Here is an 18,553-nt window from a genome sequence, read left to right as displayed (position 1 = left end):
CCGAGATCTACACGTGTGGCGCTTCGTCGGCAGCGTCAGATGTGTATAAGAGACAGCACCCCCACCTTGTCGGCCCGCCTGTTGCTGGTTGCCGCCGCGGCGCTCCTGCCCCTGGCGGTCGTCTGCGGCTTCGCGCTCCACGGACTGCTCCAGGGGCAGCGCGAACAGACGCAGGCGTCCACGCTCGGCGTCGCCCGGGCGCTGGCCACCGCCGTGGACAGCGAACTGCGGCTGACCGTCGCGGCGCTGCAGGCGCTTGCGCTGACGGAGCCGCTCGGCGCCCCGGAGGCGTCGGGCCTGGTGGACGCCCTGCTGCTGGCCAAGGCGTTGCGCGCCTCGCACCTCGAGTGGCGTGGCGTGCTGCTGGTGACGCCCGACGGCAAGATCGTCTTCAGCACCGAGGGCACCGTGGGCGCCGTGGGCGGCGCGAGCAACGAAGTGGTCGAAGCCGCGAGCCTGGCGCAGGTGGTGCGCACCGGCCAGCCGGCGGTCGGCCCGCTGATGCCCGGCAAGAAGGGCAACCTGGCCTTCGCGGTGCGCGTGCCGGTGGTGCGCAACGACGAAGTGCGCTACGTGCTGACGGCCATCGTGCGGCCCGAGGCCATCTCCGCGGTGCTCACGCGCCAGCGCGTGCCCGAGGGCTGGGCCGTCTCGATCTTCGACTCCAACGACCTGCGCGTGGCGCGCTCGCGCGACGACGAGCGTTTTCGCGGCCAGGCCCCGAGCGACACGCTGCGCGAACTGCTCGGCTCGCGCCGCGACCGCCAGGAGTTCGTGGGCACCACCCGCAACGTCGACGGCACGCACGTGCAGACCGCCGTGTCGCGGCTGGACTTCGCCCCGTGGACGGTGGCGCTCGGCGCCCCGACCGTGGTGGCCGAGGACGCCTTGCGCCGCACGCTCATTGCCTACGGCAGCGGCTTGCTGATCTCGCTGCTCGTGGGCGGCCTGGCCGCCTGGTGGATGTCGCGCGCCATCACCCGGCCCATGGCGCGGCTGCGCAAGAGCGCCGATGCGCTCGGCCTCGGCCAGCCCGTGAGCGAGGTGCATTCCGGCATTGCCGAGATCGACGCGGTCGGCCGCGCCCTCGCCTCGGCGGCTGGCCAGCGCCTGCAGCACGAGGCGGAACGCGAACGCCTGCTCGGCGCCGAGCGTGACGCCCGCACCACGGCCCAGGCCGCGCAGCTGCGGCTGGAGCGGCTGGTGAGCGCCAGTGCGGCGCTGTCGCGCTCGCTCGAGGAAGACTCGACGCTGCGCGCCATCGCCGATGTGATCGTGCCCGAGGTGGCGGACCTTTGCCGCATCGACCTGCTCGACGAGCACGACGTGCTGCAACGCAAGCTCACGCACCACGCCGACCCCGCGCGCGGCGCCGACATCGCGCGCATGGTGAGCACGCGCGAGGCCACGGCCGACACGGTGGGCTCCTTTCCCTGGGCCGTTGCCACCGGCCGGACCTTTCTGCACAACCTGGACGACCCGGGCCTGGTCGAGCGGCTCGACCCGCAGCTGCGCGAGTTCGTGCAGACGCTCGGCATCACGGCCGGCTGCGTGGTGCCGCTGGTGGCGCGCGGCCGCACCATCGGCGCCATGGCCATCCTGCAGGACAGCTCGTCGCAGCGCCGCTTCAAGCCGGAGGACGGCGCGCTCATCGGAGAGCTGGCGCAGCGTGCGGCGCTCGCGCTGGACAACGTGCGCCTGCTGGCGCGGGCGCGCAGCGCGCAGGCCCAGGCCGAAGTCTCGAGCAAGGCCAAGGACGAGTTCCTCGCCATGCTGGGCCACGAGCTGCGCAACCCGCTCGCGCCCATTTCGCTGGCGCTCGCGCTGATCGAGCGGCGCGACGAGAAGGCGTTTCCGCGCGAGCGGCAGATCATCGAACGGCAAGTCAAGCACCTGTCGCGGCTGGTGGACGACCTGCTCGACATCTCGCGCATCGTCTCGGGAAAGATCGTGCTGCGGCCCGAGCGGGTCGACCTGCGCGACACCGTCGCCAAGGCCATCGAGCTGACACTGCCCGCGCTGCAGGCGCGCGCCGGGATGCCGCGCGTGTCGCTGCCCGATGCGCCGGTGCCCGTGCAGGGCGACCCGCTGCGCCTGGCGCAGATCGTGGGCAACCTGCTGAACAACGCCGCGAAGTTCACCGCGCCCGACGCACGCATCGACATCGCGCTGCGCACGGACGGCCACCATGCGGAACTGACCGTGGCCGACGCGGGCATCGGCATCGCGCCCGAGCTGCTGGCGCAGGTGTTCGAGCGCTTCGTGCAGGGCGCGCAGCAGCTGCAACGCGCCGCGGGCGGGCTCGGCCTGGGCCTGGCCATTGCGCGCAGCCTGGTCCGGTTGCATGGCGGTTCGATCACGGCGCACTCCGCCGGCCAGGGGCAAGGCAGCACCTTCACCGTGCGCCTGCCGCTGGCGCCGGCCGAGGCGCCGGCGCAGTTGCCCGCGACCGGGCCGGCCCCCGAGGTGCGGCCCCGCCTTCGCCTGCTGCTGGTCGACGACAACCGTGACGCGCTGAGCGTGCTGGCCGAGTGGTTCACGCTTGAAGGGCACCAGGTGACGACGGCGGACAGCGCGGAAAGCGCCCTGCCGCTGCTCGACGGCCAAGACTTCGATGCGGGCATCTTCGACGTGGGGCTGCCGGGCATGAGCGGCCACGACCTCGCCCGGCATGTGCGTTCGCACGCTGGCCGGCGCGGCATGGTGCTGCTCGCGCTGACCGGCTACGGGCAGGAGTCGGACCGCGGCAAGGCGCTCGACGCGGGCTTCGATGCGCACTTTCCCAAGCCGCCCGACCTCGCGCAGATCCAGCAGGCGCTGTACCGGCGCTAGCCGCCGCGCCAGCCGCGCGCCGCGGCCCGTGCCAGGGCCGAGCGCACCACCAGGCGGTGGAAGGGCGAGATCACGAAGAGGTACACGCGCCCGAACAGGTTGTGGCAGTGCACGGCCGTGGTCATGACCAGCTCGCGCCCCTGCCCGTCGGCCGACGCGCGCTGCAGCACCGAGGCCTTGAAGTCGAGGTGCCGGTCGTCTTCGCCGACGATCAGTTCCTTGGGGTGCCGCGACACGATCGGAAAAAAGTCGATGTGCGTGGCCGAACCGCTGCGGCCCAGTTCGCGGCGGATCCGCGCCGAAGTCTTGACGCCGAACGGGCCGACGATGGCGTCCCTGCAGGCCAGCAGCGCGCGAAACCACGGCGCGGGGTCGCCGAGCACGGCGCGCGCCAGCAGCTCGGTGTCTTGCGGCGCGCCCGCCGGCAGCGTGATCGCGAAGGCGTCGGCCAGGTGCGCGTCGGTGAACAGCTGGGCGATGTCGCTTTCGGCGGGAAGGGCCACGGCTCTCACGGGGTGCGGTGTCATGGGCGCATTGTGCGGTCGTGGCGGGGGAAACGCATGGAAGCGCAGCGCACGTTCCATCGGCGGGTGGCCAATGATTCCTTTCAGGATTCAAGTTTTTCGCCCTGCTGCCGATAGACGTGTGTGCGCGTTGCCGCGATTCCGGAGTTCATGACCCTGAATTTGCGCATGCAGGCCGGAAGCATGGCGGCACGCGTGACTCGTTCGACGACCACGGGCATTTCTGGGCGTTCGACCTCGGAGGCTTCGGCCAGCGCCGCCTCTGCAGGCAGCCCCTCGCAACTCAACACAGGAAAACAAGTGAAATTTCGGACTTCTGACAGCCGCCTCGCAGCCGCGAGCGTCGCGGTACTTCTGCTGCTCTCCGCTTGCGGAGGAGGAGGTGGTGGTGGCAGCGGCGCGGTCGCCGCCTATGTCGGCAAGAGCACGAGCGGCAACGGCAGCAGCAGCAGCAGCAACGGCAACGGCAACGGCAGCGGCGGCAGCGGCGCCGACGGCGGTGGAAGCACTGGCGGGACGGTGAGCAAGGTCACGATCGGCGGCAGCATTTCCGGCCTCACCGCCTCAGGGCTGGTGCTCGCGAACAACGGCACGGATCGCCTCGGCGTCGCCAACGGCGCGACGGCCTTCAAATTCGCGACAGCGCTGCCTTTCGGCTCGGCGTACAGCGTCGGCCTCGAAACCTATCCGTCCGGCCAGATCTGCTCCCTCAGCGGTCAGGCAGGCACTGCAAGCGCCGACGTCACGTCGATCGCCATCCTGTGTGCCGACTGGACGGCAGCAACCGCGACGGTCAGCACGTTCGCAGGCAGCACCCTGGGTTACGCCGACGGAACAGGTGCTTCGGCTAAGTTCAATACGCTCAACGGGCTCGCGTTCGATGCCAGCGGCACGCTTTTCGTTGCAGACCGAGACAACAACATGATCCGCAAGGTCAGTTCGGCCGGCGTCGTCACCACGCTCGCCGGCAGCACGACGCCGGGATCGACGGACGGCACCGGTACCGGCGCGCGATTCGACAACCCGAGAGGCATCGTCGTCGGCGCCAACGGCACCACCTATGTCGCGGACTACGGCAACCACATGATCCGCACGATCACGCCGGCCGGCGTGGTGGTCACCCTTGCGGGCAGCACGACCTCCGGCAGCCTCGACGGCGCGGGCGTGGCCGCCCGGTTCTACAACCCGTGGGGCCTCGCCCTGGACAGCACCGGCAATCTTTTCGTCGCGGACCAGAGCAACCACCTGATTCGCAAGATCACCCCGGCGGGTGTGGTCACGACCGTCGCGGGCACGGGCGCCCAGGGATTCGCCAATGGCATCGGCACGAGCGCCAGCTTCCGATATCCGACCGGCCTCGCGATCGACGCCGCCGACAACCTCTATGTCGGCGACTTCGGCAACAACGCCATCCGCAAGATCACGCCGGCGGGCGTCGTGACGACGTTCGCGGGCAGCGGTGCCCCGGGCGCGCTCGACGGCACCGGCACGGCGGCCACCTTCGACCTGCCCCACGAGCTTGCGGTGGATACGGGCGGCAGCCTTTATGTCACGGACCTCAACAACCACGCGATTCGCAAGATCACGCCAGCCGGCGTCGTGACGACGCTCGCGGGTTCGAACGGTTGGGGAAACATCGACGGACTCGGAACCGTCGCGGCCTTCGGTGAGCCTGTCGGCATCGCCGTGGACAGCCGTGGAAACCTGTTCGTGTCGGATCGCGCGTACCAAGTGATCCGCAAGATCGCACGGACGCCCTGACTGCGCGTATCCAGCAACGGATGGGGATCGCGTTCCAAGCCTCGGCCTGCCTTCGACTCGAAGAGGCCGAGCGGCATGCGTCGCCATCGACCCGCGCTCGGGTGGAGCGCCACGACCCGCACGCGTCTCGCTCCAGCGGGTGACGGTCATTGCCGCCTCCGCCGCGAACCCGTCTTCAACGTCTTCGTGGCGAATGGCAATTTGCGATGGCCAGGGCCATCGTCGCTTACTGCCAAAGCCGCTGCGAATCGCTGCCAAAACGCGCGGCGCGATTCACTTCATCCGTTCCCTGTGGCGCCGCAGGCGCCGGCCGCCGCGCAGTGCTGGGTAGAATGAGAGTAATTCTCATTAGCCAATTCTTCGTTCCATGTCCTCCCCCGCTGCGGCAGCCCCGATCGACGCGCTCTACCGCGAGCACCGCGACTGGTTGCAGGCCTGGCTGCGCCGCCGCCTGGGCGATGGCCACACGGCCGCGGACCTGACGCAGGACACCTTCGTGCGCGTCATCCTGGGCGGCCAGACGCAGGCGATCCGCGAGCCGCGCGCTTACCTGACCACGCTGGCGCAGCGCGTGCTCTACAACTTCTGGCGCCGCCGCGAACTGGAACGCGCGTGGCTCGATGCGCTCGCCGCACAACCGGAAACGCTGGCGCCTTCGCCCGAGACCTATGCCCTGGTGCGCGAAGCCATCGAAACGCTGGACCGGTGGCTCGACGGCCTGCAGCCCAAAGTGCGCGAAGCCTTCCTGCTTCGCCGGCTCGAGGGCCTGGCCTACGGCGACATCGCGGCGCGCATGGGCGTGTCGGTCACCTCGGTGGAGCGGTACGTGAAGCAGGCCATCGTGCACCTGTACACCTGCCCGGCGCAACCCGATGCCTGAAGCGCCGGGGCACGCCACCGCCCCGCCGCTCGACGCGGTTACCGAACAGGCGATCGACTGGCTGGTGCGGCTCGACTCGGGCCACGACAGCGACAGCGACCGCCAGGCCTTCTCGGCATGGCTCTCAGCAGCGCCTGCCCATGCCGCAGTGTGGGCCACGCTGCAACAGCGGCTGAGCCAGCGGATCGCTCCGGCGTTGACGCAGTTGCAGACCGGCGGCCACGCGCCGACCGGCGTGCGTGCACTGAGCACGCCGCCCGACCACCGGGCGCGCCGCCGCGCTTTGCTGGGCAGTGCCACGGTGGCGCTGTTGGGCGCCGCGGGCGGCGGCGGTGCGCTGTGGGCCGACCGGCGCGCGCCGCTGATGGCGTGGTCGGCCGACCTGCACACCGGCACCGCCGAGCGCCGGCGCTTCGTGCTCGACGACGGCAGCGACCTGCTGCTCAACGCACGCTCGGCGGCCGACCTGCACTTCAGCGCGACGCAACGGCTCGTGCGGCTGCGCGCGGGCGCGCTCATCGCCAAGGTCGCGGCCGACGCGCAGCGGCCCTTCGTCGTGCAAAGCGCACAGGGCAGCGTGCATGCGCTGGGCACGCGCTTCATGGTGCGCCAGGACGAGGGGCGCACGCTGGTCTCGGTGCTGGAACACAGCGTGCGCCTGACGCCGCTGCACGAAGATGCCCGCATCGACTTGCCCGAAGGGCGCAGCGCCTGGCTGCAGGCCGACCGCGTCGAGCCCGTGTCCGCCGCGCGCATCGATCCGAGCGCCTGGTCCACCGGCGTGCTCGAGGTGCACGACCAGCCGCTGTCGGACGTGCTCGAGGCCCTGCGCCCCTACACGCCCGCCGTGCTGCGCGCGAGCCCCGCGGCCGCGCGCGTCGGCGTCTACGGTGTCTACCCGCTGGACCGGCCGATGGAGGTGCTGCAGGCCCTGGTGGACACACTGCCACTGCGCGTGCGCCGCTGGGGGGACTGGGTGATCTACGTGGACGTGCGCAGCGCCTGAAACACGCATCAGCTGACGGGTTTGCGAACCCTTGCGGGACATACAGGGTTGAACGCTCCGATCAACCAGACCCGATTCGAGGATGTCCGACGTGACACTGCCCCTTCTTCCGCCCGCTCGCCTGCCGGCCGCCGCACGCATGCCGGCACGCAAAGCCACGCTGGCGCTGGCCGCCCTGCTTGCATGCGCCACCGCGCCGTTGGCACAGACCCTTTCCGCCTCCCCGGCCGTGGCCGACGGCGCGATGACGTGGAGCCTGCCGGCCGATGAACTGGGCATCGTGCTTGCGCGCATTGCCCGCCAGGGCGGTCGCAGCATCAGCGCGGCGCCCGCCCTCGTGGCCGGGCGCCGCGCCCACGCCGTGCAGGGGCGCTTCACCGTGGCGCAAGCCGCGCAGCAAGCGCTTGCGGGCAGCGGGCTGGCATTGGCGCAGACACCCGGCGGCACGCTGACGGTGGTCGCCACCGACAGCGGTGCCGCGTCGGCCGCACCGGCAGCAACGGCAGCCGACGCGGGAGCTACGCTGGCCGAAGTGCGCGTCACGGCGCTGGCCGACCGCACAGGCACCACCGAAGGCACGGGCAGCTACGCCGCGCGCGGCCCCAGCGTCGCGGCCACCGGGCTGAACCTGAGCCTGAAGGACACGCCGCAGTCGATCAGCGTGATGACGCAGCAGCGCATGGAGGACGAGAACCTCACCAGCGTCAACCAGGTGCTGGCGCGCACGCCGGGCATCTCGACCTCGGTGCTCGGCACGGAACGCTCCGCCGCCAGCGCGCGCGGCTATGCCATCACCAACTACCAGCTCGACGGTGTCAGCACCCACAGCGAGTTCCTGGGCCTGGACGCGCTGCCCACGCAGAGCATTGCCGACATGGCGCTGTACGACCGCGTCGAGGTGCTGCGCGGTGCCTCGGGCCTGACCACGGGCGCGGGCGACCCGTCGGGGGTGATCAACCTGGTGCGCAAGAAACCCACGGCCGCCTTCCAGGGTTCGGTCGAGGCCAGCGTCGGCTCGTGGGGCGACCGGCGCGCCGTGCTCGACCTGTCGACGCCGTTGAACGCATCGGGCAGCGTGCGCGGCCGCATGGTGGCGCTGCACCAGCAGGGCGACAGCTACATCGACTACTACAGCAAGAAGAAGGACGTGTTCTACGGCGTCATCGAAGCGGACCTGAGCGCCTCGCTCAAGCTCACGGCGGGCATCGATCACCAGGAGAACCGCTCGCGCGGCTCGCTCTCGTACCTGGGCTTTCCGCTGTTCAACAGCAGCGGCGAGCAGACCGACCTGCCAGTGTCCTTCAGCGGCGCCAGCCGCAACAACCGCTTCAACACCAATTCCACCAGCAGCTTCCTCGCGCTGGAGCAGTCGCTCGCCAACGACTGGAAGCTCAAGGTCTCGGCCAACTCCCTGCGCTCCAAGCAGCGGGAGGATTCCGTCTACCTGGCGGTCAACAGCAGCCTGTTCGACAAGTTCACCGGCGACGGCCTCAACCTGAACGGCGAGCGCCGCGACTACGACCTGCGCACCAAGACCATCGACGTGAAACTGGGCGGCCCGTTCAGCCTGTTCGGGCGCCAGCACGAGGCCGTGATCGGCTTCGACTACACCGACTTCCGCAGCCTGACCAACGGCAGCTTCGACATCTCGGGAATCGACGGCGCACCCGTCAACGTCTACCGCTGGGACAACAGCGGCAGCCCCGTGTTCGGCGAGCGCTTCGTCACCTTCGACAGCACGCGCCGCCAGAAGAGCATCTACGGTGCGGGCCGCTTCCAGCTGAGCGACCAGCTCAAGCTCATCGTGGGCGGCAAGGTGATGAACTACGACAGCGACTACATCACCAAGACCACGGCCGGCTACGACGCGAGCTCGCCGTCTTCCGAGCGGCGCGTGTTCACGCCCTACGCCGGGCTGGTGTACGACCTGAACCCCCACCACACGCTGTACGCGAGCTTCGCGACCATCTACAACCCGCAGACCTCGCTGGACCGCCGCGGCGTCATGCTCGACCCGCAGGAGGGCAACACCTACGAGGCCGGCATCAAGAGCAGCTTCCTGGACGGCCGCCTGACCAGCAGCGCCGCCGTCTACCAGATCCGGCAGGACAACCTGGCCGAGGCGGACGAGGGGCAGTTCGTTCCCGGCACCACCAACACCGCATCGCGTGCGGTGAAGGGTGCGAAGACGCAAGGCATCGACCTGGAACTCAACGGTGCGCTCGCGCGCGACTGGAACCTGACGGCCTCGTACAACTACAGCGGTTCCAAGGACGCGACCGGCCGGCGCATCAACACCACCTTCCCGCGCCAGATGGCGCGGCTGTGGACGACCTACCGGTTGCCCGGCGAATGGCGCCGGCTCACACTGGGCGGCGGCGTGGAGTGGAACGGCGGCATCAGCTACACGGGCGAGGCGTGGCAGATAGCGCGCACCGTCACCGCACGCCAGGGCGCCTATGCGGTGGCCAGCCTGATGGCGCGCTACGACGTCAACGACAAGCTGTCGGTCACGCTCAATGTGCAGAACCTGTTCGACCGCAAGTACATCGCATCGATGTCGGGCTGGTGGTACTCGGGGACGTACGGAGCGCCGCGCAGTGCGCAGGTGATTGCGCGGTACAGGTTCTGAGCTGGGAGTCGGGGCGCGTTGCAACGACGCCCCGAGCGCTTGATGTGCGTGAGTCGAGGCGCCTTAACGGATCAATGTTCGATGTCCGGGTCCTGCATCCACGCAGCGACGTCGCGCTGGCTGTGCAGAACACGCCAGACGTCGATGCGGTCGGCTGCTCGACGTAGAACACAAGAAAGGGAAAGCGCGTCACAGGCCATGAGCGAAGCCCTGGCAAGCCGAGGTCGTGGGCGTAGCGTATAGCGCCAGCGCCTGGATGCCGGTCGATGTGGGTGTAGGCCCGTTTTGGTTCGTCGATCAGACCGATAGCGGCACGTCCTGCGTGTTCGCCAACGTAATGATCAATGGCCCTTCGACGTCCTGATTCGCCCGCTGCCGCGGGACGACCGGCTTCGCCTTCATGCACGCGTGCGCGGCTTGTTCGCCTTGGTCGGTGGCTTGGATTTGGCGCTGGCCCTGTCGCGCAACGACTGGAAGTAGGCGGGGTCCGCTGCGGCCGCCGGCATCGAGGTGGCCCCCTGCAAGAGCAGGCCGCGCAATTGCAGGCGGTCCTGGTCCTTGCGAATCAGCTCTCGCACATATTCGCTGCTGGTGCCGTAACCGCGTTGTGCCACCTGTTCGTCCACGAAGGACTTCATGGCATCTGGCAGGGAAACGTTCATGGTGCTCATGGACGGCAGGTTACGTGGTTTGGCAATAATTGGCGAGCAGGGAGCATCGACGTGCTGCGGCTACGCGCCACGCACGATCGATTCCGCGCCCGAGGCGCGGCCTCTGCCGCCCTACTTGCGCGCCTTGTCGATCTCCGCCATCAGCTCCTTCACCGTCGCATCGCCCACCGAGGCCGCGTACTTGTCGATCACCGGCTTGACCTTGGTGCGCAGCTTGGCCATTTCTTCCGGCGGCAGCTCCGACACGGTCATGCCCGCCTTCTTCAGCGCGTCGAGCGCGCTGTCGGCCGCACCGCGCGACGCCTCACGCTGGAACGCGGTCGACTCGTTCGAAGCCTCGGTGATGATCTTCTTCTCGTCCGCGCTCATGCCGTCCCAGGTCTTCTTGCTGATGAGCAGCGCCTGCGGGTTGTAGATGTGGCGCGTCTGGGTGATGTACTTCTGCACCTCGGCGAACTTGGACGACAGGATGGTGGTGTTGGGGTTCTCCTGCCCGTCGACCGCCTTCTGGTCGAGCGCCGGGTACAGCTCGGGGAACGGCAGCGGCGTGGCGTTGGCACCCAGCGCGCCGAACAGGTCGATGTAGATGGGCGACTGGATGACGCGGATCTTCAGCCCCGCGATGTCGTCCGCCTTCACGACGGGCCGCTTGCTGTTGGTGAGGTTGCGAAAGCCCAGGTCCCAGTAGCCCAGGCCGTGCAGGCCCTTGTCTTCCAGCTTGGCCATCAGCTTCTGGCCGAAGGGACCGTCGGTGACGGCATCAGCTTCCTTGCCGCTGTTGAACAGAAACGGAAAGTCGTAGGCCGCGAACTCCTTCACCTGCGCCGACAGAATGCCGGCATTCAGCACCGTGAGCTCGACCGTGCCGCCCTGCAGCGCCGACACGGTCTGCAGGTCGCCCCCGAGCGCGCCACCGGCGAACAGCTTGACGGTCATCTTGCCGCCGGACTTGGCGGCCACCAGGTCGGCGAACTTCTGCGCGCCCTGGGCCTGCGGATGGCCGGTCTGGTTTTGGAAGGCGAACTTGAGCGTGCGCTCCTTCACCTGCGCACCGGCGCCGGACATGGCCACCGTGGCAAGCACGGCGATGGCCGCCGCGAACACTCTCCTGGTCGAAACCCTGGTCGAACTCTTCATGCGGAAGTCTCCTTGTGCGTTTTTCTAACCGTGAAACAACTTGGCCGGTCCCGTCACCAGCCATGGGAACAACACCATCAGGAACATGACGGCGAACTCCGCGATCATGAAAGGCACGACGCCGCGCGTGACGTCGTCCATTGATATCTTTCCGACGCCGGCCACCACGTTGAGCACCGTGCCCACCGGCGGCGTGACCAGCCCGATCGAGTTGTTGATGATGAACAGCACGCCGAAGTACACGGGGTCGATGCCCGCGGCCTTCACGATGGGCATGAGCACCGGCGTGAGGATCAGGATGGTCGGCGTCATGTCCATCGCGGTGCCCACCACCATCACGAGCACCATGATCGCGATCATCAGCAGGATCTGGTTGCCCATGAAGGGCTGCAGCAGGCCGACCACCTTCGCCGGCAGGTCGGCCACCGTGATGAGCCAGGCGCTCACCATGGCCGCGGCAATCAGGAACATCACGATGGCGCTGGTCTTGGCCGCGCTCACGAAAATGCCGTACAGGTCGCGCCAGGTGATCTCGCGGTAGATCACGGTCGACACGAAAAGCGCATACACGGCGGCCACCACGGCGGCCTCGGTCGGCGTGAACACGCCCATGCGCAGGCCCACCAGAATGATGACCGGCAGCATCAGCGCCCACAGCGCCTTGCGGAACGCGCTGAGGATCTCGGCGGCGGGCTTGCGTGGCGGCGGCACGATTTTTTCGCGCCGCACCAGCCAGGCCCAGGTGACCCACAGCGCGCCGCCGATGAGCAGCCCCGGCACGATGGCCGCCAGGAACAGCTTGGAGATCGACACGTTGGCCGCCACGCCGAAGATCACCAGCCCGATGCTCGGCGGAATGACCGGGCCGATAACGCCCGTGGCCGCAATGAGCCCGGCCGCGCGCGGCTTGTCGTGGCCGGCCTTCACCATCATCGGCAGCAGCAGCGCGGTGAGCGCGGCCGCGTCGGCCACGGCCGAACCCGAGAGCGCCGAGAGCAGGCAGCCGGCCATGATGGTCACGTAGCCGAGCCCGCCCTTCACGTGGCCGACCAGCGCCAGCGCGAAGTCGACGATGCGCTTGGAGAGCCCGCCGACGTTCATGATCTCGCCGGCCAGCATGAAGAACGGCACGGCCAGCAGCGGAAAACTGTCGGCCCCGCCGATCACGTTCTGCGCGAGGATCTGCGCGTCGAACAGGTCGAGGTGCCACATCAGCGCGACACCGCTGGCCAGCAGCGAGAACGCGATGGGAATGCCCATCGCCATGGCCAGCAGCAGCGAGCCCACGAAGACGGCGATGGTCATTTGCCGGCTCCCCGTGCGTCGCCCGGCGCGCCCAGAATCTGCTGCAGCTGCACGGCCTCTTCGGACTCCTGCACCATCACGAGGTCGCTGTCGGCGATGCGCCCGGTCAGCAGGCGCAGCAGGTCGAGCGCGAGGATGAACGCGGCCAGCACCGAGAACACCACGCCCGACAGGTACACCACCGCCATCGACGCGCCGGTGACCGGTGCGGTGACGTCCCAGTTGATGCGCGTCTGCGCCATGCTGCCCTGGAACAGCAGCCACACGATGTACAGCATGACCACGTGCCCCACGGCCAGGCAGATCTTCTTGCCGATGGGCGGCAGCTTCTGCACCACCATGTCCACGCCCAGGTGGCCGTGCTCCTTCAGCGCGACGACCGCGCCCAGGAAGGTCATCCAGATGAAGAGCCAGCGCGACACCTCCTCCGACAGCGTGATGCCCGAGTTGAAGCCGTAGCGCAGCACCACGTTGCCGAAGACCAGCACGACCATGACCGCGAGCGCGGCCGCGATCAGGGCCTCGATGGCGCCGCAGCACCTGTCGATCCAATGGTTCATGGGGTGGCCTCGGTTCAGGCGGCGGCGGCCTGCCGCTGCATCTCGACCAGCGCGCGCAGTGCGGCCAGGTACGACTGCGGGCCCAGGCCCTGGACGGTGCCCTTCACCGCCGGCGAAATGATCGAGTGCGCGCGCCACGCCTCGCGCGCGGCGATGTTGGACATGTGCACCTCGATGCTCGGAAACGGCATGGCCTTGATCGCGTCGTGCAGCGGCACACCGTGCTGCGTGAGGCCGGCGGGGTTGATCAGCGCGCCCTGCGCGTCGTCGATGTTGGCGTGCAGAAAGTCGATCAGTTCGCCTTCGTGGTTGGACTGGAGGATGTCCAGCGTCACGCCGAGTTCGTCCGCGAGCCGGCCCAGTTGCGCGTTGATTTCCGCGAGCGTGGTCTTGCCGTAGATGTGGGGTTCGCGGCGGCCGAACAGGTTGAGGTTGGGGCCGTGCAGGACGAGGATTTTCATGGCGGATCCGTGTGGCGATTCAGGGTGGATGTCTTATTTGCGGATGCGCGCGAGTTCGTCGTTGTAGAGCTTGACGATGGCGGGGTCGTAGCTCGCGGCGAAGCGCTCGGTCACGGGCTTGGCGATCTGGCGCATGCGCGCCTGCTCGGACGGCGCGAGTTCGTTGAACTGCGCACCCTTGGCCTGCAGCTCGCCCACGGCCTTCTGCGCGGCGGCGCGGCTCACCTGGCGCTGGTAGCCGCGTGCTTCGTCGGCGGCCTCGCGCATCATCTTCTGCTCGGTGGGTGTGAGCGAGTCCCAGAACTTCTTGCTGACCAGCACGATGTTGGCCGCGTACACATGGTTCGTCGCGCTCACGAACTTCTGCACTTCGTAGAACTTGTTCGACAGGATCACTGCATAGGGGTTCTCCTGGCCGTCGACCGCCTTGGCCTCGAGGGCGCCGTACAGCTCGGCGAAGGGCATCGGCACCGGGTTGGACTTGAAGGCCTTGAAGGTTTCAAGGAACACCGGATTCGGAATGACGCGGATCTTCAGGCCTTCGAGGTCTTCGGGCTTTGTGATCGGGCGCTTGCTGTTGGTGACGTTGCGAAAGCCCAGGTCCCAGTAGCCCAGTGCGACCAGGCCTTTCTCGGGCAGCTTCGCAATGAGCTGCTGGCCGAGCGGACCGTCGAGCAGCGCATCGGCCTGCGCAAAGTTGCCGACCGCGAACGGAAAGTCGACCAGGCCGAACTCCTTCACGATGCCCGCCAGCGAGGTGGTGGCCGGCGCCGACATCTGCTGCACGCCGCCCTGCAGCGCCGACTGCTGCTGCATCTCGTTGCCCAGCTGCGAGGCGGGGAACTCCTGCACCTTCATCTTGCCGCCGCTCTTGGCCGCGAGCAGCTCGGCGAAACGCTTCACGCCGAAGCTCACCGGGTGGTCGGCATTGTTGAGGTGGCCGAAGCGGATGACGCGCTCCTGCACATCCTGCGCGAAGGCGGAACCGGCCAGGGCCAGGGCAAGGCCGGCCGCGGCCAGTGAACGATGAAGCGTGCTCAAGTTGATCTCCTGCTGTGTTGTGGGTGCTCGTCGGGGCGATCCGTCGCCGCCTCCTGCCACCGGGCGGCGCGATCTTATGTTGGAAGTGGAAAGTATTTCCACTATTGAAAACACTTGGCAAAAACGCTAGAGTGGCGTCTGCCCCACCTTCCGAACGTCATGACCGCCATACTCGAACGCAGCTTCAAGGTCCTCGAACACCTGGCCGGCCATCCCGAAGGCCGCGCGCTGTCGGCCCTCTCGGGCGAGCTGGAAATGCCGCTCAGCGCCACCCACCGCCTGCTGACCGAACTGATCCGCTGCGGCTATGTGCGCCAGGACCAGAGCCACGGCGACTACATGCTCACGATCAAGCTGGTGTCGCTGGGCCTGAGCTTCCTGAGCAACAGCGGCATCGTCGACGTGGCGCAGCCGCTGCTCGACAGGCTCGCGGCCGAGTCGGGCGAGCTGGTGCGGCTCGCCGTGGTCGACGGCGACGAACTCACCTTCGTCGCCAAGGCACAAGGCGCCACCCGCGGCCTGCGCTACGACCCCGACATGGGCCTGTCGGTGAACCTGTCATGCAGTTCGGCCGGCCACGCGTGGCTCTCCACCATGACGGACGAACAGGCGCTGCAACTGGTCGCCAGGCAGGGCTTCGGCAAGCCCGAAGACTACGGCCCGAAGGCCCCGACCACCGTGAAGGCCTTGCTGAGCTACCTGCGCGCGGCGCGCAAGCGCGGCTTCGCGACGATCAACGAGGTGTTCGCGCCGGCGATGACGGCCATGGCCGCGCCGGTGCGCAACGGCAACGGCGCGGTGATCGGCGTCATCACCATCGCCGGGCCGCTGGTGCGCCTGACGGAAGAACGCATGCTCGAGCTCGGGCCCACGCTGCTGCTGTCGGCCGAGGACGTGGCGCAGGCCAGCGGCGCCTCGGCGATGTTCAAGCGCAGGGCCTGAGCCCGGCGGGTTCTACAGCTCGGCCCCGTCGTCCTGCGTGCCGCCGGTTTCCGCGCGGCTCTCCAGCGTCGGCACCTCGCTCGCCAGCAAGGGCTTGCCGATCGGCGCACCCGCGGTCCCCGCGCGCACGGCCGCCATGTCGGCCTCGTTCGGGTACTGCCCCGCGATCCAGTAGTCGAACACGCGGCGCACGATCGGCGCCGCATGGGCCGCGCCGAAGCCCGCGTTCTCCACGATGGCCGCCACCGCGATGGTCGGGTCCGCGGCCGGCGCGAAGGCCATGTAGAGCGCGTGGTCGCGCTGGCGCGCGTCGAGCGCCTTCCCGCTGGCGCGCGCCTTGGGGCTCAGGCCCACCGCCTGCGCCGTGCCCGTCTTGCCGGCCGAGGCATAGGCGGCACCCGCGAACACGCGCGTGCCCGTGCCGCCCTGGGTGACCGCGACCATGGCGTTGCGCACGACGTCGACGTTCTTTCGCGCATAGCCCAGGTCCTGGGCCGGCGGCTGCACCTGCTGCACGACCTGGCCGCTGCCGGTGTCCCGGATGGCCCGCACCAGGTGGGGATGGTAGCGCACGCCGGCGTTGGCCAGCGTGGCGTTGGCCGAGGCGAGCTGCAGCATGGTGAAGCTGTTGTAGCCCTGGCCGATGCCCAGCGAGATGGTCTCGCCCGCGTGCCATTGCTTCATGTCGGCGCGCCGGTAGGCGTTGCGCTTCCACGCGGTGCTCGGCAGCACGCCGCGCACCTCGCCCATCAGGTCGATGCCGGTGAGCTGCCCGAAGCCGAGCGGCGCCATGAAGTCGTGGATCAGGTCCACGCCCATCTCGGTGGCAAGCGAATAGAAGTAGGTGTTGCTCGAGTGCTGGATGGCCCGGTGCATGTCGACGCCGCCCAGCCCGCCCCGGTGGCTGAGGAAGGTGCGCCCGCCGAAGTTGTAGTAGCCGGGGTCGTTCTCCACCGTGGCGGCGGCCCGCTTGCCGGTCTGCAGCGCGGCCAGCGCCATGAAGGGCTTGTAGGTGGAGCCGGGCGGGTAGGTGCCGCGCAGCGCGCGGTTCAGCAGCGGGTTGTCGGGCGACTCGGTGAGCGTCTTCCAGCTTTCGGTGTCGATGCCTTCGACGAACAGGTTGGGGTCGAAGGTGGGTTTGCTCACGAAGGCCAGCACCTCGCCGCTCTTGGGGTCGATGGCCACCAGGGCGCCGCGCCGATCGCCGAACATGTCTTCCACCAGCTTCTGCAGCTTGATGTCCAGCGACAGCATCACCGTCTGGCCCGGAACGGCGGCATGGCGCGCGAGGCGGCGCACCGCGCGGCCGCCGGCCGAGGTTTCCATCTGCTCGGCGCCGGTCTGGCCGTGCAGTACGGTCTCGTAGCTCTGCTCGACACCGAGCTTGCCGATGTGGTCGGTGCCGCGGTAGTTGGCGCGGTCGCCCTCTTCCCAGTCTTCCATCGCGGTCTTCTCGCGCTGGTTGATGCGCCCGATGTAGCCGATGACGTGCGACGCCACCTCGCCGTACGGATAGCTGCGCAGCAGGCGCGCCTTGATCTCCACGCCCGGAAAGCGGTAGCGCTGCGCGGCGAAGCGCGCCACCTCCTCGTCGCTCAGGCGGGTGCGGATCGGAATGGAGTCGAAGCTGCGCGAGTCCTCGCGCAGGCGCTGGAAACGGCGCCGGTCGCCGGGCGTGACCTCCACGAGGGTGCCCAGCTCGTCGATGGCGGTGCCGACGGCGCCGGCATCACCGACTTTGGACGGCGTGATTTCCAGCGTGTAGGCAGCGTAGTTGGAAGCCAGCACCACGCCGTTGCGGTCCAGGATCAGCCCGCGGTTGGGCACGATCGGCACGATGGCGGTGCGGTTGCTTTCGGCCCGCTCGGCCAGCTCGTCGTAGCGCACGACCTGCAGGTGGACCAGGCGCGCGCCGATCAGGCCGAAGCCGAAGAGCACCACGCAGCCGATGACCAGCAGGCGGCGGCGAAAGCGGGAGAGTTCGGCGCCGGTGTCGCGAATTTCGTCATTCATCGGAAAAAGAAATAACTTTCGCTCACAGCACGCGGATGCCGAGCTCGCCGATCAGCGTGGCGGCCTGGTCGTAGGAAATGATCGCGCCCTTGAAGCGCTGCGCCACGTTGGCGATGCGCAGGCCGCCGAGGTCGACCGAGCGCAGGTCGGCGCCGTCGAAGCGCGCGTTCTTGAGGTTCGCGTCGCGCAGGCTGCCACCTTCGAACACGGCGTCGCGAAAGTCGCAGCCCGCGAGGTCCGCATCGGACAGGTCGAGCCGCTCGATGGTCTGCTTGCGAAATGACATGCCGCGCAGGTCGGCGCCCGAGAGCAGCGAGTCGTGAAAGCCGATGCCAAGCACTTGCGCTTCGTGGAAGTGCGCGCCGGTGAGCTTGACCTCGCTGAAGCGCGTGGCGGACAGCTTGGCGCGGTGCCAGCCGGTGTTGTTCAGGTCGCAGGCCGTGAAGCGGGCGTCCGTCAGGTCGGCCATCTGAAAGTCGGCCTGGCGCGCGCGGCACGCCGTCCAGCGGGTGTCGGTCAACAGGGTCTTGCGCAAGGTGGCCTCGGCGAAGCTGCAGCCGTCGAACTGGGCGCGGCGCAGGTCGAGGTCCGACAGGTCGGTGCCGTCGAAGTCGCATTGCGCGAAGCGCAGCGCGCACTGCGCTTCGGACAGCAGGCGCTTCAGGCGATCCCGGTCGATGGTTTCGCCGGTGAGGGATGAGACAGTGGAAGCGTCGGTCATGGAAATACAGGTAAGCGGGATCAGAGATGCCATGGCACGCATCGGTTCCCCTTGAATGGGTCGGCAC

The 18,553-nt window shown here is 68.6% G+C and carries 15 protein-coding genes; 6 read left to right on the top strand and 9 right to left on the bottom strand.

Translation table 11 applies throughout. The annotated features are described in order from the left end of the window. Positions 1–66 precede the first annotated feature (66 nt). A complete protein-coding gene (locus AC0IYU_RS15800; protein ID WP_472118558.1) occupies positions 67–2,832 on the top strand; it encodes an ATP-binding protein in 2,766 nt (921 codons plus the stop codon). Here the strand turns inward: AC0IYU_RS15800 and AC0IYU_RS15795 are convergent. Further along, a complete protein-coding gene (locus tag AC0IYU_RS15795) occupies positions 2,829–3,359 on the bottom strand; it encodes a DUF2867 domain-containing protein (protein ID WP_472118555.1) in 531 nt (176 codons plus the stop codon). The genes AC0IYU_RS15800 and AC0IYU_RS15795 overlap by 4 nt on opposite strands. A 147-nt stretch (positions 3,360–3,506) precedes the next feature. Between AC0IYU_RS15795 and AC0IYU_RS15790 the strand changes: the two genes are divergently transcribed. The 4 genes from AC0IYU_RS15790 (at position 3,507) to AC0IYU_RS15775 (ending at position 9,635) form a co-directional block, all read left to right on the top strand. Continuing rightward, positions 3,507–5,117 carry an NHL repeat-containing protein gene (locus AC0IYU_RS15790; protein ID WP_472118552.1) on the top strand — a complete coding sequence of 537 codons (1,611 nt, stop codon included), beginning with the start codon at positions 3,507–3,509 and terminating at the stop codon, positions 5,115–5,117. Positions 5,118–5,484: 367 nt separating this feature from the next. Further along, positions 5,485–5,997 carry a sigma-70 family RNA polymerase sigma factor gene (locus tag AC0IYU_RS15785; RefSeq protein ID WP_472118549.1) on the top strand — a complete coding sequence of 171 codons (513 nt, stop codon included), beginning with the start codon at positions 5,485–5,487 and terminating at the stop codon, positions 5,995–5,997. Then, positions 5,990–7,003 (top strand): FecR family protein, encoded by a 1,014-nt coding sequence (locus AC0IYU_RS15780; RefSeq protein ID WP_472118546.1) that lies wholly within the window; start codon positions 5,990–5,992, stop codon positions 7,001–7,003. Before AC0IYU_RS15785 ends, AC0IYU_RS15780 begins: the two co-directional genes overlap by 8 nt. Before the next feature lie 139 nt (positions 7,004–7,142). Then, entirely contained in the window at positions 7,143–9,635 is a 2,493-nt protein-coding gene (locus AC0IYU_RS15775; RefSeq protein WP_472118543.1) for a TonB-dependent siderophore receptor, read from the top strand. A 398-nt stretch (positions 9,636–10,033) separates the two neighbouring features. Here the strand turns inward: AC0IYU_RS15775 and AC0IYU_RS15770 are convergent, their stop codons facing one another. From AC0IYU_RS15770 to AC0IYU_RS15745, 6 genes are all read right to left on the bottom strand, one after another. Beyond that, positions 10,034–10,306: a ribbon-helix-helix domain-containing protein gene (locus tag AC0IYU_RS15770; RefSeq protein ID WP_472118540.1), complete on the bottom strand. Its 273-nt coding sequence runs from the start codon at positions 10,304–10,306 to the stop codon at positions 10,034–10,036. Between the two features lie 111 nt (positions 10,307–10,417). Beyond that, a complete protein-coding gene (locus tag AC0IYU_RS15765) occupies positions 10,418–11,443 on the bottom strand; it encodes a TRAP transporter substrate-binding protein (protein WP_472118537.1) in 1,026 nt (341 codons plus the stop codon). Between the two features lie 24 nt (positions 11,444–11,467). Beyond that, positions 11,468–12,748, bottom strand: coding sequence for a TRAP transporter large permease (locus AC0IYU_RS15760; protein WP_472118534.1), 1,281 nt, complete (start codon positions 12,746–12,748; stop codon positions 11,468–11,470). Then, the gene (locus AC0IYU_RS15755) at positions 12,745–13,308 is read right to left on the bottom strand and encodes a TRAP transporter small permease (RefSeq protein WP_472118531.1); all 564 of its coding nucleotides are present in this window, start codon (positions 13,306–13,308) and stop codon (positions 12,745–12,747) included. Before AC0IYU_RS15755 ends, AC0IYU_RS15760 begins: the two co-directional genes overlap by 4 nt. 14 nt (positions 13,309–13,322) lie before the next feature. Continuing rightward, positions 13,323–13,769, bottom strand: coding sequence for a type II 3-dehydroquinate dehydratase (locus AC0IYU_RS15750; RefSeq protein ID WP_472118528.1), 447 nt, complete (start codon positions 13,767–13,769; stop codon positions 13,323–13,325). A gap of 33 nt (positions 13,770–13,802) precedes the next feature. Continuing rightward, complete coding sequence (locus tag AC0IYU_RS15745) at positions 13,803–14,810, bottom strand: TRAP transporter substrate-binding protein (protein ID WP_472118526.1); 1,008 nt, start codon at positions 14,808–14,810, stop codon at positions 13,803–13,805. Positions 14,811–14,969: 159 nt separating this feature from the next. On the opposite strand from AC0IYU_RS15745, the gene AC0IYU_RS15740 reads away from it, so the two are divergent. Then, positions 14,970–15,752 (top strand): IclR family transcriptional regulator, encoded by a 783-nt coding sequence (locus AC0IYU_RS15740; RefSeq protein ID WP_435485907.1) that lies wholly within the window; start codon positions 14,970–14,972, stop codon positions 15,750–15,752. A gap of 12 nt (positions 15,753–15,764) precedes the next feature. Here AC0IYU_RS15740 and mrdA read toward each other — a convergent pair whose 3' ends face one another. Both mrdA and AC0IYU_RS15730 read right to left on the bottom strand, forming a co-directional pair. Beyond that, positions 15,765–17,765: a penicillin-binding protein 2 gene (mrdA, locus tag AC0IYU_RS15735; RefSeq protein ID WP_472118523.1), complete on the bottom strand. Its 2,001-nt coding sequence runs from the start codon at positions 17,763–17,765 to the stop codon at positions 15,765–15,767. 22 nt (positions 17,766–17,787) lie between these two features. Further along, positions 17,788–18,486: a pentapeptide repeat-containing protein gene (locus tag AC0IYU_RS15730; protein WP_472118520.1), complete on the bottom strand. Its 699-nt coding sequence runs from the start codon at positions 18,484–18,486 to the stop codon at positions 17,788–17,790. Between the last annotated feature and the right edge of the window lie 67 nt (positions 18,487–18,553).

This window comes from Variovorax sp. AC103 (assembly GCF_979254005.1).
The sequence above is the reverse complement of the archived record's forward strand: the minus strand, read 5'-3'. Positions and strand labels throughout refer to the sequence as shown.

What these genes read in the sequence shown, in the direction of transcription:
- mrdA (WP_472118523.1), bottom strand. Translation starts at nt 17,765, where the DNA reads ATGAATGACGAAATTCGCGACACCGGCGCCGAACTCTCCCGCTTTCGC.
- AC0IYU_RS15785 (WP_472118549.1), top strand. Translation starts at nt 5,485, where the DNA reads ATGTCCTCCCCCGCTGCGGCAGCCCCGATCGACGCGCTCTACCGCGAG.
- AC0IYU_RS15750 (WP_472118528.1), bottom strand. Translation starts at nt 13,769, where the DNA reads ATGAAAATCCTCGTCCTGCACGGCCCCAACCTCAACCTGTTCGGCCGC.
- AC0IYU_RS15765 (WP_472118537.1), bottom strand. Translation starts at nt 11,443, where the DNA reads ATGAAGAGTTCGACCAGGGTTTCGACCAGGAGAGTGTTCGCGGCGGCC.
- AC0IYU_RS15760 (WP_472118534.1), bottom strand. Translation starts at nt 12,748, where the DNA reads ATGACCATCGCCGTCTTCGTGGGCTCGCTGCTGCTGGCCATGGCGATG.
- AC0IYU_RS15755 (WP_472118531.1), bottom strand. Translation starts at nt 13,308, where the DNA reads ATGAACCATTGGATCGACAGGTGCTGCGGCGCCATCGAGGCCCTGATC.
- AC0IYU_RS15795 (WP_472118555.1), bottom strand. Translation starts at nt 3,359, where the DNA reads ATGACACCGCACCCCGTGAGAGCCGTGGCCCTTCCCGCCGAAAGCGAC.
- AC0IYU_RS15770 (WP_472118540.1), bottom strand. Translation starts at nt 10,306, where the DNA reads ATGAGCACCATGAACGTTTCCCTGCCAGATGCCATGAAGTCCTTCGTG.
- AC0IYU_RS15775 (WP_472118543.1), top strand. Translation starts at nt 7,143, where the DNA reads ATGCCGGCACGCAAAGCCACGCTGGCGCTGGCCGCCCTGCTTGCATGC.
- AC0IYU_RS15740 (WP_435485907.1), top strand. Translation starts at nt 14,970, where the DNA reads ATGACCGCCATACTCGAACGCAGCTTCAAGGTCCTCGAACACCTGGCC.
- AC0IYU_RS15790 (WP_472118552.1), top strand. Translation starts at nt 3,507, where the DNA reads ATGACCCTGAATTTGCGCATGCAGGCCGGAAGCATGGCGGCACGCGTG.
- AC0IYU_RS15730 (WP_472118520.1), bottom strand. Translation starts at nt 18,486, where the DNA reads ATGACCGACGCTTCCACTGTCTCATCCCTCACCGGCGAAACCATCGAC.
- AC0IYU_RS15780 (WP_472118546.1), top strand. Translation starts at nt 5,990, where the DNA reads ATGCCTGAAGCGCCGGGGCACGCCACCGCCCCGCCGCTCGACGCGGTT.